Genomic DNA, 12,135 nt, shown 5'->3' on the forward strand with positions numbered 1-12,135 from the left:
CGAGGGCCACGCATGGGCAATTTCGGGGCGTTTTCAGGCCCGCCGGGTCAGAACTAGCGCGCTCCACTCGCCGATGTCCTCGCGGCTTTCCAGCGTGAAGCCCACAGCCTCGTAGGCGGCAAGGATATCGGCCGCCTGCGTGATCAGCAGGCCTGACAGGATCGCCCGCCCGCCCGGCGCGACATGGGCCGCCATGGCCGGGGCCAGGGCGATCAGCGGCCCCATCAGGATATTGGCGAAGACCAGGTCGAACGGCGCGGCCTCGGCGATCTTCGGATGCGCGAACCCGGCCGCCTCCAGGCAGAGGACCCGGCCCGACAGCCCGTTCGCGGCCAGGTTGGCCTCCGCCACCTCGACCGCGACCGCATCGATGTCCGAGGCAAGGACCGTGCTCGGCCAGATCGAGGCCGCGGCCATCGCCAGCACCGCCGTGCCGCAGCCGATATCGGCGACGCGCGCGGGCTCCACCCCGGCCGCGGCCAGCCGCTCCAGCGCGCGCAGGCAGCCGAGCGTGGTGGCATGGTGCCCGGTCCCGAAGGCCATCGAGGCCTCGATCATCAGCGCCACGCGCCCCTCCGGCACCTTGTCCGCGTCATGGCTGCCGTAGACGAAGAACCGCCCGGCCTCCACGGGGGCCAGCTCGCGCCGGACCTTGGCGACCCAGTCGACCTCCGGCAGCTCCGACACCGCGAAGGGCCGCGCGCCGTGGACGGCGGCCAGCAGCGCCAGGGCCACCTCGTCGGGGGCTTCGGTGAAATAGGCCGCGACTTCCCAGAGGCCCGATCCATCCTCCACCTCGAACGTGCCGACGCCGGTCGGCGCGGGCTCCAGCGCCTCGATCGCCTCTGCAAGGACGAGCGCGGCCGGTTCCCCGGCAAGGGTGGTAAGGGCGGAATAGCTGGCCATGTCGGTCCCCGTCTGAACCCGCCCGCCCTAATCGGGCCGGGCCGTCCGGTCAAGCCAGCCGCGCACCGTCCGCGCCAGCACCGCGGGCTTCGCCCCGCCCTCCAGCCGCAGGACCGGGCAGGGCAGCGCCGCAAGCCACGCCTCCGTCCGGCGCAGGGAGCGCTGCGCGAAATCCGGGTCGTCGAACCCCGCAGCCCAGTCGAGGAAGTCCCGATGCTCCCCGGCCAGGTCCCCGCCGGGCGCGATCCGGTCGCCGTAGCGCTGCGCCTCCCGCGCCTTCAGCCGGGCGAGGCGCACCTCCGCCGGCAGGGTCAGCAGCACCGCATGGGTCAGCCGCGGGATCACCGCCTCGCCCCAGCCGATGAGCGATCCCGAAAGCACCCAGCTGGCCCGCGGCAGGAACACCGCCTCCATCAGCGCCAGCCGCTCCGCCTCCGGCCGCTTGCGCGCGAAGGGCGGGTCGGTCGGGTGCCAGAAGAAATCGTCGGTGTCGAACTGCTGGCTCGCCAGCTCCGTCGCCAGCGCGCGGCCCAGCGTCGAGGTCCCCGCCCCGCTGCCGCCGATGACAAGGACCCGGCTCATTCCGCCGGCGCGGACCTCAGAAGGCCCGCGAAGATCGTCTCGCGCCCCGGCTCGGGGTCGCGCGGCACCATCAGCGCCAGCGCAAGCGAGGTGCAGGCCATCCCCGCCGCGATGGCGAAGACGACACCCGGCGCGATGACCCAGACGTAGCCCAGCGCCGCCGGCAGGAAGACCGCGGCGATATGGTTGATGGTGAAGGCCACGGCGGCGGTGGGCGCCATGTCCCCCGGCGCGCCGATCTTCTGGAAATAGGTCTTCAGCGCGAAGGCCAGCGCGAAGAACAGCTGGTCGATGATGTAAAGGCCCGCCGCCACCTCCCAGCCCCAGCCGAAGTAATAGACCCCGGCGTAGGAGCTGAAGATCACGATCAGCCCGAGATATTCGAAGATCAGCACCTGCCGCTCGCCAAAGCGGGCGACCGCGCGGCCCATCACCGGCGCCAGCGTCATGTTCAGCACGTAGTTGATCAGGTAGAGCCCGGTCACCTGATCGACGTGGAAGCCGAACTTCTGCACCATCATGAAGGCCGCGAAGACGACGAAGATCTGCCGCCGCGCGCCCGACATCAGCTGCAGCGCGTAATAAAGCCAGTAGCGCTTGCGCAGCACCAGCTTCTTGCCCTGCGGATGGGGGCTCTCGAACTTCGGGAAGGCGAAGAAGCAGTAGAGAGCGATCAGAACCGTCACCCCGCCCGCCGCCATGTATACGAAGTTGAACGACAGATCGAAGGTCTTCCAGGTCAGGATCAGCACGACATAGGCCGCCAGCGCCGCGCCGGAGCCGACGGTGACGATGCGGCCCAGCACATGCGGCGCCTGCTTGCGGTCGATCCACTGCAACTGCAGCGACTGGTTGACCGTCTGGTAATAGTGGAAACCGATCGAGGAGATCATGGTGACGGTCAGAAGCCCGGCGAAGGTCGGAAACCATGCCGTCACCGCCACCGCGCCGCCAAGCACGACCAGCGACAGCACCGCCAGCGTCTGCTCGCGCATCAGAAGCAGCACCGCCAGCACGCCGACGGCCAGGAAGCCCGGGATCTCGCGCACCGATTGCAGCCAGCCGATGTCGACGCCGTTGAAGCCCGCCGCCTCGACCACGAAATTGTTCAGAAGCGCGTTCCAGGTCGCAAACGCGATCGGCTGCGCCGCGGCCATCAGGAACAATAGCGCGACCGGCCGGCGCCACGGCGGCAGCGCCTCCGCCTCGGCAAGCGTCAATTTGCGGTGAAACCCCTTCATGATCTGCGCTCTAAGCCCTTTCCGCGGCAGGGGGTAGAGCGAAAATGTGCGACGCCCCGCCCCCGCCGGGCGCGCGCCGCCGCGTCCCGGCACCCGGACCGCCCCGGCGCCGGTCCCGGAAATCTTCTGCCTCAATAACCATCACTCTTGCGTGTCTGCGGCCGAGTGTCGCATAAATTGTAATCAGGAGAGGGAGGAGACGATGCCAGCCGAGGGAGGACCGAGGCTCGATCTCGTACCGCACCGCGCAGGTGCCGACCCGGGCCGCAAGCCCGCCGGTCGAGGTTAGGGCGGGGGCCGCGGATGGATTTCCTTGAGGAGATCGAAGCGGCTGTACCGGCGATCCGGCGCTTTGCCCATGCGCTGGTGCAGGACCGCGAGGCCGCCGACGAGCTGGTGGAGGACTGCCTGCAACGCGCCCTCGCCCGCGGCGCACAGTGGCGCCGCGACGGCACGGTGAAGGTCTGGCTCTTCCGCATCCTTCTGAACCGCTACCGCGACCAGCTCCGCCGCCGCAGGCCGCGGCCGATGATGGCCGTGGCGGGTGGCGCCGGCTTCAACCATACCCAGCACGGCCACAACAGCCATGACGGCGCGTTTTCCTTCGACGAGGTGCAGGCCGCGCTGGCCCGCCTTCCCGCCGACCAGCGCGCGGCCCTCCTGCTCGTCGCGCTGGAGGAGATGAACATCGAAGAGGCCGCGCGCCTTCTCACCATCCCGCGCGGCCGGATGCTCTCCCGCCTCGCCCGGGCCCGCAGCACCTTCACCCAGATGCTCGGCCAGGAAGACGCGCCGCGGAGTGCCGCGCGATGACACAGGCCGATCTCCGCCCCGATCCGGTCCCGCTCGAAAGCCTGCTGCTGTGGCATTCCGGCGCACTGCCGGAACGCGAGCGCCGGCTGCTGGCCGACCGGATCGACGGCGATCCGGAGGCCCGCGCCACCCTCGCCACATGGCGCCGGCAGGACAGCACGCTGGCCTCCCTCTACGCCCCGGTGGCCGACCAGGTCCTGCCCGAGGAGATCTCGGCGCTGCTGGACGACGCCCGCACCGCGCCGATCCGCCCGCCCTTCACCCTGCCGCGCATCGGGCCGATGACGCTGGCGATCCTGTTCCTCGTGCTTGGCACATCGCTGGGCTGGGTGATCCATGACCGCTTCTTCACCGCGACCGGGCCCAATCCCGCGCTCGACGCCGCGCGGGCCTATCGCACCTATGTGGTCGAGACCCTGCACCCGGTCGAGGTGCCCGCCAGCGACGCCACCCACCTCACCGCCTGGGTCTCTGCCCGGCTCGGGCACGAGATCCACGCGCCCGACTTCACCCGCGCCGGCTTCCTGCTGATGGGCGGCCGGGTGCTGCCCTCCGCCGGCGGACCGGCGGCGCTGTTCATGTACCAGGACTCGGTCGGCCAGCGCCTGGCGCTCTACATCGCGCCGGGGGCCAGGGACGCCGGCGCCGGCCTGCGCTTCTACGCCGTCGACGGCACCCAAGGCTTCTGGTGGATCGACCGGGACCTGAGCTACGCGCTCGCCGGCCCGCTGCCACGATCGGCGCTGCAGCGCATCGCCACCATGGCCTACGACCAGATGCTCTGACTCGCCGCTGTGCGCTGGCGCACGGTTTCCGCCACGCGGCGGCACCGGCGTGCGTGTGCGCACATCGAAGCCTGCCGGCTACGGTGCGAAAGCGGTGCAAAAGCGGTGCTTTTTCGGCATTCGGTTTTCTTCGTCATTTCAGCTGCTTGACCCCGGATCGCCCGGCGCGGGGCGGCGCCCCGGCACGCCTCCGCAACCCTTCTTTAACCCGCCCCGGGGCCCAGCGCCGCACAGATGGCACAGCCCGCCCTGGATCCCCGTCCCGCCCGTCAAACCGCTGGCGCCCCCTTCGGGCTTTCGTGTAGTCTCGGGGCCAACCGGAGTTGAAAAGCCCTGAAAAAACGGGTGGCAGAGAGACAGGCATGGCGGAAACGGCACGGATCACCGAAGACTGGCGCGACCGGATCCTGGAGGATCCCGATCTCGTCCTCGAAGACCACGACCTCATGCGCGCCCTCGTCGCCGCCAACGAACGCGCGCTCGGCTCGAACGTCGTCGACCTGCGCGGCATCGCGATGGAGCGGCTCGAGGCACGGCTCGACCGGCTGGAGGATACCCACCGCTCGGTCATCGCCGCGGCCTATGAGAACCTCGCCGGCACCAACCAGATCCACCGCGCCATCCTGCGCCTGCTGGACCCGATAAACTTCGAGGAATTCTTGAGAAATCTCGGCGGAGACGTGGCCCAGACCCTGCGCGTGGACAGCGTGCGCCTGGTCCTCGAATCCCCTCACGCCGAGGAGGATCCCGGCCTCGACAGCATGGGCGGCATCCTGCAGATCGTCGATCCCGGCTTCATCGAGGAATACGTCGCCGCCGGACGCCGCCTGCCCGCCCGCGCGGTGACGCTGCGCCAGGTCATGCCGGAGGCCAACGGCATCTACGGCGAACAGGCAAGCTGGATCCGGTCAGAGGCGCTGATGCGGCTCGACCTCGGCGCAGGCCGCTTGCCCGGCATGCTCGCCTTCGGCGCCGAAGACCCGCACCATTTCCGGCCCTCGCAGGGCACCGACCTTCTGGCCTTCTTCTCCGGTGTCTTCGAAAGGGTCATGCGCCGCTGGCTGGCATGAGCCTCGCGCTCTCCCCCGCCGAACGCGACGCGCTGGAGCGCTGGATCACCCATCTCGGCGCGCTGAAGGGTCGGGCGCCCAACACGCTCACCGCTTACCGGCGCGACGTGACCGGTTTCCTTGATTTCCTGGCCCGCCACAATGGCGGGCCGATGGGCCTCAAACCCTTGGCGGACCTACCACAATCCGACCTGCGCGCCTGGATGGCGCAGGAGCGCGCACGCGGTCTTTCCGCCCGCTCTCTGGCCCGCGCGCTCTCCTCGGTGAAAAGCTTCCTGCGCTGGCTGTCGGACCGCGAGGGGGCCGAGGCCACCGCCGTCCTCTCCGCCCGCGGCCCGAAATTCCGCCGCAAGCTGCCGCGGCCCCTGACCGAGGATGCCGCGCGCGCCATGATCGCCACCGTCGGCGACGACGCGCGCGAGGACTGGATCGCCGCCCGAGACATCGCAGTGGTGACCCTGCTCTACGGCTGCGGGCTGCGGATCTCCGAGGCGCTCTCGCTCACCGGCGCGGCGGCCAGGCTGCCGGACACGCTGAGGATTCGCGGCAAGGGCGGCAAGGAGCGGCTTGTTCCCGTGCTGCCCGCCGCGCGCGAGGCCGTCTCGCACTACGCGGCCCTCTGCCCCTTCGACCTGGAGCCCGAGGCGGCGCTTTTCCGTGGCGCCCGCGGCGGTCCCCTCTCCCCCCGCCTGATCGCCAGGGCGATGGAGGGCGCGCGCCATCGTCTGGGCCTGCCCGCGACCGCCACGCCGCACGCGATGCGCCATTCCTTCGCCACCCATCTGCTGGCCGCCGGGGGGGACCTGCGCGCGATCCAGGAGCTTCTGGGCCACGCCTCGCTCTCCACCACCCAGGCCTACACGGCGGTGGACGCGGCGCGGCTGATGGAGGTCTACGACAAGGCCCATCCCCGAGCCTGATCCGGCCTCAACCCTTTCTCAACGTTTTCGCGGCACAACGGTCCAAGGCACCTGCCGGCAAGGCATCTGCCGGAACCGCCTGACGCCCGAAAGGATCGCCCCATGTCGATCGCCGCGCTGACCCAATCGCTTCCCTTCCTGCAGCCGCCGCCGCTGCGGGCCCCTCAGTCGGCCAGCGAGACCGCCTCGCTCAGTTCCGCCACTGGCACCGCACCGGGTGGCGGCAGGGGACCCGGCGGCGCAGGCGGCCCGCCCCCGCCGCAAGGCGCGGGGCCGGGCGCAGCGGCCACCGCGAACGGCCAAGATTCCATCGCGACCGTGCTCCAGGCGATTCTCTCCAACCTGTCCTCGGCAGATCAGAACGGTGATGCCGCAACGCAGGGCACGGTCACCGATGGCGGCACGCTTACCGCGCCGGGCACGGTTTCGAACAACGCCGCGGCCTCCGCCCTCGCCGGCGCGACGGGGCTGGGCCTTGCAGCAGCCGCCGGCACCGGGCAGGCCAGCCAATCCGGCGCTCAATCAGGGAACGGCCCCGACCGCGAATTGCCGGGCGAGGTCGAGGCAGGCCAGGGCAGCTGATCCCCGGATCGGCGCCCGGCGGTCACACCCGGCGGATCAGAGCCAAGGGCCTGGCCCACAGGGCCGCCCGGCCAGGCCGCGACCCCTCCCCCCCGGGGTCGCGGCCTGACTTCATTCCCGGGCACCACGGGCAGAAGCGGGGACCGGGGATGCATCTGGCCCATGACCAAGGCGAGCAATGGCGGATCGAGGCGGGCGTTTCCCAGCGTTTGGCGGATTGAGCCCCGATGGCGCCCCCCGGCCCGGACGGGCCAAGAACCGGTGTGGCGAAAATGCGCTGGCAAATCACCCGCCCCGGGCTACTCGGGCCGCCCGCCCCGAGGTTCCGCCATTGCCTCTCAGCCCGGTTTCCGTCATGAAACCAACATGAATGAGAAGCAGCGCGCCTATTCCGTCCACCTGCTCACCGGCACCGGCGCCGTCATCTCCATGCTGGCCATGCTTGCCGCGGTGGAGATGAAATGGTCGCTGATGTTCCTTTGGCTGGTCGTGGCCTTCGCCGTCGACGGGATCGACGGCCCCCTGGCGCGCAAATATCAGGTGAAGACCCATGCCCCGCAGATCGACGGCGTGCTTCTCGACCTGATCATCGACTACCTGACCTATGTCTTCATCCCGGCCTTCGCACTATTCAAATCCGGGCTTCTGCCCGGCTGGACCGGCTGGATCGCGATCTTCGTGATCACCTATGGCAGCGGCCTCTATTTCGCCGATACACGTATGAAAACGAAGGACAATTCCTTCGCCGGCTTCCCTGGCTGCTGGAACATGTTCGCTATCGTCATCTTCGCGCTGAAGCCGGATTTCTGGGTCACGCTGGCCATCGTCGTGATCCTCGCCGCGGCGATGTTCACGCCACTGAAGTTCATCCACCCCGTCCGCACCGAGCGCTGGCGCAAGGTCTCGCTGCCCATCGCCTTCGTCTGGACCTTCTTCGCCGCCTGGGCCGCCTGGACGAATTTCGCCTCCGGGCCGATCGCCCACGCCGGCCTGCTGCTGACCAGCCTCTACCTGGTCTTCGCCGGCATCGCCCAGCAGATCGTGCCGCCGAAGCGCGCCTGAGCGTTCAGATCAGCAACCCCGCCGCACCTTCCAGCTTCAGAAGCGCCACCTTCGTCTCCACCCCGACCCCGCCGGAAAACCCGCCAAGCCCGCTGGCCCCCAGCACCCGGTGGCAGGGGATAAAGATCGGGATCGGATTGGCCCCGCAGGCCTGGCCAATGGCCTGTGCGCTGACCCCCATCTCGCGCGCGATCTCGCCATAGGTGCGTGTCTCGCCGTAGGGAATCGCCCGCAGGATCGCCAGGAACCGCCGCTGGAAGTCGTCGCCGCCGGGCGCGAGCGGCAGATCGAACGCCTGCCGCTGCCCGGCGAAATATTCCCCCAGCTGCGCCCCGGCGGCGTCAAGCAGGTCCGAGCGGTCCGCCCCACCCCGGCCCCAGCGGGCAGAGGTGATGGCATGGTCGTCGGCCTCGATCGTCACCGGGCCCGTGGGGGTTTCGACTGTGGCTTTCATCGCCTGATCCTGCGCCCCGGCCGGGCCGGGGCGCAAGCCCTCACACGAACAGGCTCAGCCCAGGGCCTCGTTGCAGCGGGCGCAGGTCCCGGGATGCGCGTGGGAGCCTGCATCGGGCAGGATCTTCCAGCAGCGCTGGCACTTCTCGCCCTCTGCCGCCTCGAAGACCACGCCGACCCCGTCAATCTCCGGCAGGCGGAACGCCTCCTGCGGCATCGGATCGGTCGACACCTGGATACCGGACGTGATGCAGAGATCGGCAAACTCCATGCCGCGCAGCAGCTTTGCCGTCTCGGCGTCGACATGGACCACGGGGGCCGCCTCGAGGCTCGCCCCGATCACCTTCGCCGTCCGCTGCACTTCCAGCGCGGCGGTGACGACGCGGCGCACCTGGCGCACCTTCTCCCATTTCGCCGCGAGCGCGGCATCGCGCCATTCGGCAGGTGTCGCCGGCATGTCGCACAGGTGGACCGAGGACTCCTCGCCCGGGAAGCGCGACAGCCACACGTCCTCCATCGTGAAGACGAGGATCGGCGCCAGCCAGGTCACCAGCCGGTGGAAGATCAGGTCCAGCACGGTCCGCGCCGCGCGCCGCCGCAGGCTGCCCGGCGCGTCGCAGTAGAGCGCATCCTTCCGGACGTCGAAATAGAGCGTAGAGAGGTCGATGGTGCAGAACTGGAAGAGCTTCTGGAACACGCCCTGGAAGTCATAGGCGGCATAGCCCGCCCGCACCTCGGCATCGAGCTCGGCGAGCCGATGCAGCACCCAGCGCTCCAGCTCCGGCATCTGCGCCGGGGCGACGCGCTCGGCCTCTTCGAAGCCCTTCAGGTTGCCCAGCGTGAAGCGCAGCGTGTTGCGCAGCCGGCGATAGCTGTCGGCCGTGCCCTTCAGGATCTCCTTCCCGATCCGCTGGTCCACCGTGTAGTCGGACTGCGCCACCCAAAGCCGCAGGATATCGGCGCCGTACTGGTCGATCACCTCCTGCGGAACCACCGTGTTGCCCAGCGACTTGGACATCTTCATGCCCTTCTCGTCGAGCGTGAACCCATGGGTGACGACGCCTCGGTAAGGCGCGCGGCCGATCGTGCCGCAGGCCTGCAGCATCGAGGAATGGAACCAGCCGCGGTGCTGGTCCGTCCCTTCGAGGTAGAGATCGGCGATTCCGTCCGCCGTCCCGTCCGGCCGGTCGCGCAGCACGAAGGCATGGGTGGAGCCCGAGTCGAACCAGACGTCGAGGATATCGAACACCTGCTCGTAGGCGGCCGGATCGTGCAGCCCGTCGAGCATCTTCTCCTTGAAGCCCGGCAGGTACCAGGCGTCGGCCCCGCCCTCCTCGAACGCCGCGACGACGCGGGCGTTGACCTTGGCGTCGCGCAGCAGGAAATCCTCGTCCGTCGGTTTGGCGCCGATGCGGACGAAGCAGGTCAGCGGCACGCCCCAGGCCCGCTGGCGCGACAGCACCCAATCCGGGCGCGCGGCGATCATGGAATGCAGGCGGTTGCGACCGGAGACCGGGTGGAACTTCACCAGCGCCTCGATCGAGTTGAGCGCGCGGGTGCGGATCGTGTCCTGCCCGGTCGGCCCGTTCAGCCCGTCGTCGAGCGGATGATCGATCGCCACGAACCACTGCTGGGTATTGCGGAAGATCAGCGGCGCCTTGGAGCGCCAGCTGTGCGGGTAGGAATGCTTGATCTTGCCCTTGGCGAACAGCTTGCCGGCCCAGGCGAGCTGCTTGATGACGGCAACATTGGCGCCGCCCTCCTTGCCGTCGGGCGTGATGATGACCTCGCCCCCGAAAAGCGGCAGATCCTTGCGGTAGGAGCCGTCGGGCTCGACGTTGTAGGTCATCTGCAGCCCCGGGAAGGTGTCCCGGAACGCGAGGTAGACCTGGTAGTCGTCATCGCCGTGGCTGGGCGCGGTATGAACGAACCCGGTGCCCGCGTCGTCGGTCACATGCTGACCGGGCAGCAGCGGCACGTCGAACTCCCACTCGCCCTCGGCCCCTTCGACGCCACGGAAGGGATGGGCGAGGGTCAGCGCCGAAAGCTCCTCGGCCGTCACGTCGGCCATGCGCCGATACATCGTGTCGTCGAGCTTGGCCGCCGCGAAGACCTGCTCGGCCAGGTTGTCGGCGAGAAGCAGGTATTCTCCGATCGTCGCCTGGCTCTGCTCGGGCCGGCCGGTGACCTCGTACATGCCGTAGGAGATCTCGGGATTGAAGCAGACGGCCCGGTTCTGCGGGATGGTCCAGGGCGTTGTGGTCCAGATCAGCACCTTGGCGGCGGAGAGCCGGCCCGTGGCGCCCGCGACCACCGGGAAGCGCACCCAGATCGTGTGGCTGGTGTGGTCGTGATACTCGACCTCGGCCTCGGCCAGCGCGGTCTTCTCGACCGGCGACCACATCACCGGCTTCGAGCCCTGGTAGAGCGAGCCGTTCATCAGGAACTTCATGAATTCCTCGGCGATCACCGCCTCGGCGTGGAATTTCATGGTCAGGTAGGGGTCGTCCCAGTTGCCGGTCACGCCGAGCCGCTTGAACTCCTCGCGCTGGATGTCGATCCAGCCCTCGGCGAACTTGCGGCACTCCTGCCGGAAGGCCACGATGTCGACCTTGTCCTTGTCCAGCCCCTTGGCGCGGTACTGCTCCTCGATCTTCCACTCGATCGGCAGGCCGTGGCAGTCCCAGCCCGGCACGTAGCGCGCATCGCGGCCCATCATCTGCTGCGAGCGGACGATCATGTCCTTGATGGTCTTGTTCAGCGCGTGGCCGATATGCAGGTGGCCGTTCGCGTAGGGCGGGCCGTCATGCAGGATGAAAGGCTTGCGGGTACCGTCGGCGGCCTGCTCGCGCAGCCGGTCGTAGATCCTCAGCCGCTCCCACCGGGCGAGCCATTCCGGCTCGCGCTGGGGCAGGCCGGCACGCATTGGAAAGTCGGTTTCGGGCAGGAAGACGGTATTGCGATAGTCGGGCAGGTCGGCGCACATGTCGGCGGTCCTTGAAATCAGGCGGGAGGGGGGCGGCAGGCCGCGGCTTGGGATCCCGGCGGCTGAAATTCAGCCAGCCGGGCCAATAATTCGACGCCCGCGGGGGCCTTGTGCGAATTCCCGGTCCATGCGGCGGCTTATACGCAAGGGGGCGGGCGTGGTCCAGAGCCTGCGACGGCACGCCCGCTTGCCGATTTCGCCGCACTGCGGCAGGGTCGCCGCACTGCCAGACGGAGCCCGAAGATGACCGCCCTGCCCCCGCGTTTCCCCCTCACCCCGGATCAGATCGACCGGGTGGTCGCGGCTTTCTACGCCCGAGTCCGCCGCGACCCCGCGCTCGGCCCCGTCTTCCGCGCCCATGTCGGTGAAAGCGACGCCGCCTGGGCCGCGCATGAGGACAAGATCGCCCGCTTCTGGAAGAACGCGATCCTGCACGAGGGCGGCTACGACGGCCGCCCGATGGCCGTGCACCGCGCCGCCGGGGACGTGGCGCCGGAGCATTTCCCGGTCTGGCTCGGCCTTTTCGACGAGATCTTGGCCCAGAACCTCCCGCCGCAGAGCGCGCTGGCCTGGTCCGCCCTCGCCCATCGCATCGGCGGCAGCTTCCGCATGGGCGTCGAGGATGCCCGCCGCCCGGCCGATGCGGTGCCGCGGCTCGGCTGATCGGCAGCGTCTTCTGTCATTGAATATTCCTGCCGGAGGCCGGGGGCGTCCCGGGCCGGACCTGGCCGACCC

The 12,135-nt window shown here is 69.4% G+C and carries 12 protein-coding genes; 7 read left to right on the forward strand and 5 right to left on the reverse strand.

Features of this window, described 5'->3' with window-relative positions; genetic code table 11:
- Positions 1 to 33: 33 nt before the first annotated feature.
- From EIP85_RS15365 to EIP85_RS15375, 3 genes are read right to left on the reverse strand one after another with little or no spacing between them, the layout of a single operon-like run.
- Positions 34 to 906 carry a 50S ribosomal protein L11 methyltransferase gene (locus EIP85_RS15365; protein ID WP_127903097.1) on the reverse strand — a complete coding sequence of 291 codons (873 nt, stop codon included), beginning with the start codon at positions 904 to 906 and terminating at the stop codon, positions 34 to 36.
- Between the two features lie 27 nt (positions 907 to 933).
- Entirely contained in the window at positions 934 to 1,488 is a 555-nt protein-coding gene (locus EIP85_RS15370) for a P-loop NTPase family protein (RefSeq protein ID WP_127903098.1), read from the reverse strand.
- Complete coding sequence (locus EIP85_RS15375; RefSeq protein ID WP_127903099.1) at positions 1,485 to 2,729, reverse strand: MFS transporter; 1,245 nt, start codon at positions 2,727 to 2,729, stop codon at positions 1,485 to 1,487. The genes EIP85_RS15370 and EIP85_RS15375 overlap by 4 nt, the downstream gene beginning before the upstream one ends.
- A gap of 303 nt (positions 2,730 to 3,032) precedes the next feature.
- On the opposite strand from EIP85_RS15375, the gene EIP85_RS15380 reads away from it, so the two are divergent.
- The 6 genes from EIP85_RS15380 to EIP85_RS15405 all read left to right on the forward strand — a co-directional run bounded on the left by EIP85_RS15380 (position 3,033) and on the right by EIP85_RS15405 (position 7,961).
- Positions 3,033 to 3,542: a sigma-70 family RNA polymerase sigma factor gene (locus EIP85_RS15380; protein ID WP_127903100.1), complete on the forward strand. Its 510-nt coding sequence runs from the start codon at positions 3,033 to 3,035 to the stop codon at positions 3,540 to 3,542.
- Positions 3,539 to 4,327, forward strand: coding sequence for an anti-sigma factor family protein (locus EIP85_RS15385; protein ID WP_127903101.1), 789 nt, complete (start codon positions 3,539 to 3,541; stop codon positions 4,325 to 4,327). Before EIP85_RS15380 ends, EIP85_RS15385 begins: the two co-directional genes overlap by 4 nt.
- Positions 4,328 to 4,689: 362 nt before the next feature.
- Entirely contained in the window at positions 4,690 to 5,397 is a 708-nt protein-coding gene (locus tag EIP85_RS15390) for a DUF484 family protein (RefSeq protein WP_127903102.1), read from the forward strand.
- Positions 5,394 to 6,317, forward strand: a complete 924-nt coding sequence (locus tag EIP85_RS15395; RefSeq protein WP_127903103.1) for a tyrosine recombinase XerC — start codon at positions 5,394 to 5,396, stop codon at positions 6,315 to 6,317. The genes EIP85_RS15390 and EIP85_RS15395 overlap by 4 nt, the downstream gene beginning before the upstream one ends.
- A 102-nt stretch (positions 6,318 to 6,419) precedes the next feature.
- The gene (locus tag EIP85_RS15400; protein ID WP_127903104.1) at positions 6,420 to 6,899 is read left to right on the forward strand and encodes a hypothetical protein; all 480 of its coding nucleotides are present in this window, start codon (positions 6,420 to 6,422) and stop codon (positions 6,897 to 6,899) included.
- 366 nt (positions 6,900 to 7,265) lie between these two features.
- On the forward strand, positions 7,266 to 7,961 hold the full coding sequence (locus EIP85_RS15405; RefSeq protein ID WP_127903105.1) for a CDP-alcohol phosphatidyltransferase family protein: 696 nt from the start codon (positions 7,266 to 7,268) through the stop codon (positions 7,959 to 7,961).
- A 4-nt stretch (positions 7,962 to 7,965) separates the two neighbouring features.
- On the opposite strand, the gene EIP85_RS15410 is transcribed toward EIP85_RS15405, so the two are convergent.
- Both EIP85_RS15410 and ileS read right to left on the reverse strand, forming a co-directional pair.
- Positions 7,966 to 8,415: a methylated-DNA--[protein]-cysteine S-methyltransferase gene (locus EIP85_RS15410; RefSeq protein WP_127903106.1), complete on the reverse strand. Its 450-nt coding sequence runs from the start codon at positions 8,413 to 8,415 to the stop codon at positions 7,966 to 7,968.
- A gap of 54 nt (positions 8,416 to 8,469) precedes the next feature.
- Positions 8,470 to 11,400, reverse strand: coding sequence for an isoleucine--tRNA ligase (gene ileS, locus EIP85_RS15415; protein ID WP_127903107.1), 2,931 nt, complete (start codon positions 11,398 to 11,400; stop codon positions 8,470 to 8,472).
- Positions 11,401 to 11,643: 243 nt separating this feature from the next.
- Here ileS and EIP85_RS15420 point away from each other — a divergent pair, with 243 nt between their 5' ends.
- A complete protein-coding gene (locus EIP85_RS15420) occupies positions 11,644 to 12,063 on the forward strand; it encodes a group III truncated hemoglobin (RefSeq protein WP_127903108.1) in 420 nt (139 codons plus the stop codon).
- Positions 12,064 to 12,135: the final 72 nt, after the last annotated feature.

Source organism: Solirhodobacter olei (assembly GCF_004010155.1).
GTDB classification, from domain to species: domain Bacteria; phylum Pseudomonadota; class Alphaproteobacteria; order Rhodobacterales; family Rhodobacteraceae; genus Solirhodobacter; species Solirhodobacter olei.

Bases quoted from the DNA above. Each gene is read 5' to 3' on its own strand.
- ileS (WP_127903107.1), bottom strand. From the start codon at position 11,400: ATGTGCGCCGACCTGCCCGACTATCGCAATACCGTCTTCCTGCCCGAA.
- EIP85_RS15365 (WP_127903097.1), bottom strand. From the start codon at position 906: ATGGCCAGCTATTCCGCCCTTACCACCCTTGCCGGGGAACCGGCCGCG.
- EIP85_RS15375 (WP_127903099.1), bottom strand. From the start codon at position 2,729: ATGAAGGGGTTTCACCGCAAATTGACGCTTGCCGAGGCGGAGGCGCTG.
- EIP85_RS15385 (WP_127903101.1), top strand. From the start codon at position 3,539: ATGACACAGGCCGATCTCCGCCCCGATCCGGTCCCGCTCGAAAGCCTG.
- EIP85_RS15400 (WP_127903104.1), top strand. From the start codon at position 6,420: ATGTCGATCGCCGCGCTGACCCAATCGCTTCCCTTCCTGCAGCCGCCG.
- EIP85_RS15370 (WP_127903098.1), bottom strand. From the start codon at position 1,488: ATGAGCCGGGTCCTTGTCATCGGCGGCAGCGGGGCGGGGACCTCGACG.
- EIP85_RS15390 (WP_127903102.1), top strand. From the start codon at position 4,690: ATGGCGGAAACGGCACGGATCACCGAAGACTGGCGCGACCGGATCCTG.
- EIP85_RS15405 (WP_127903105.1), top strand. From the start codon at position 7,266: ATGAATGAGAAGCAGCGCGCCTATTCCGTCCACCTGCTCACCGGCACC.
- EIP85_RS15380 (WP_127903100.1), top strand. From the start codon at position 3,033: ATGGATTTCCTTGAGGAGATCGAAGCGGCTGTACCGGCGATCCGGCGC.
- EIP85_RS15395 (WP_127903103.1), top strand. From the start codon at position 5,394: ATGAGCCTCGCGCTCTCCCCCGCCGAACGCGACGCGCTGGAGCGCTGG.
- EIP85_RS15420 (WP_127903108.1), top strand. From the start codon at position 11,644: ATGACCGCCCTGCCCCCGCGTTTCCCCCTCACCCCGGATCAGATCGAC.
- EIP85_RS15410 (WP_127903106.1), bottom strand. From the start codon at position 8,415: ATGAAAGCCACAGTCGAAACCCCCACGGGCCCGGTGACGATCGAGGCC.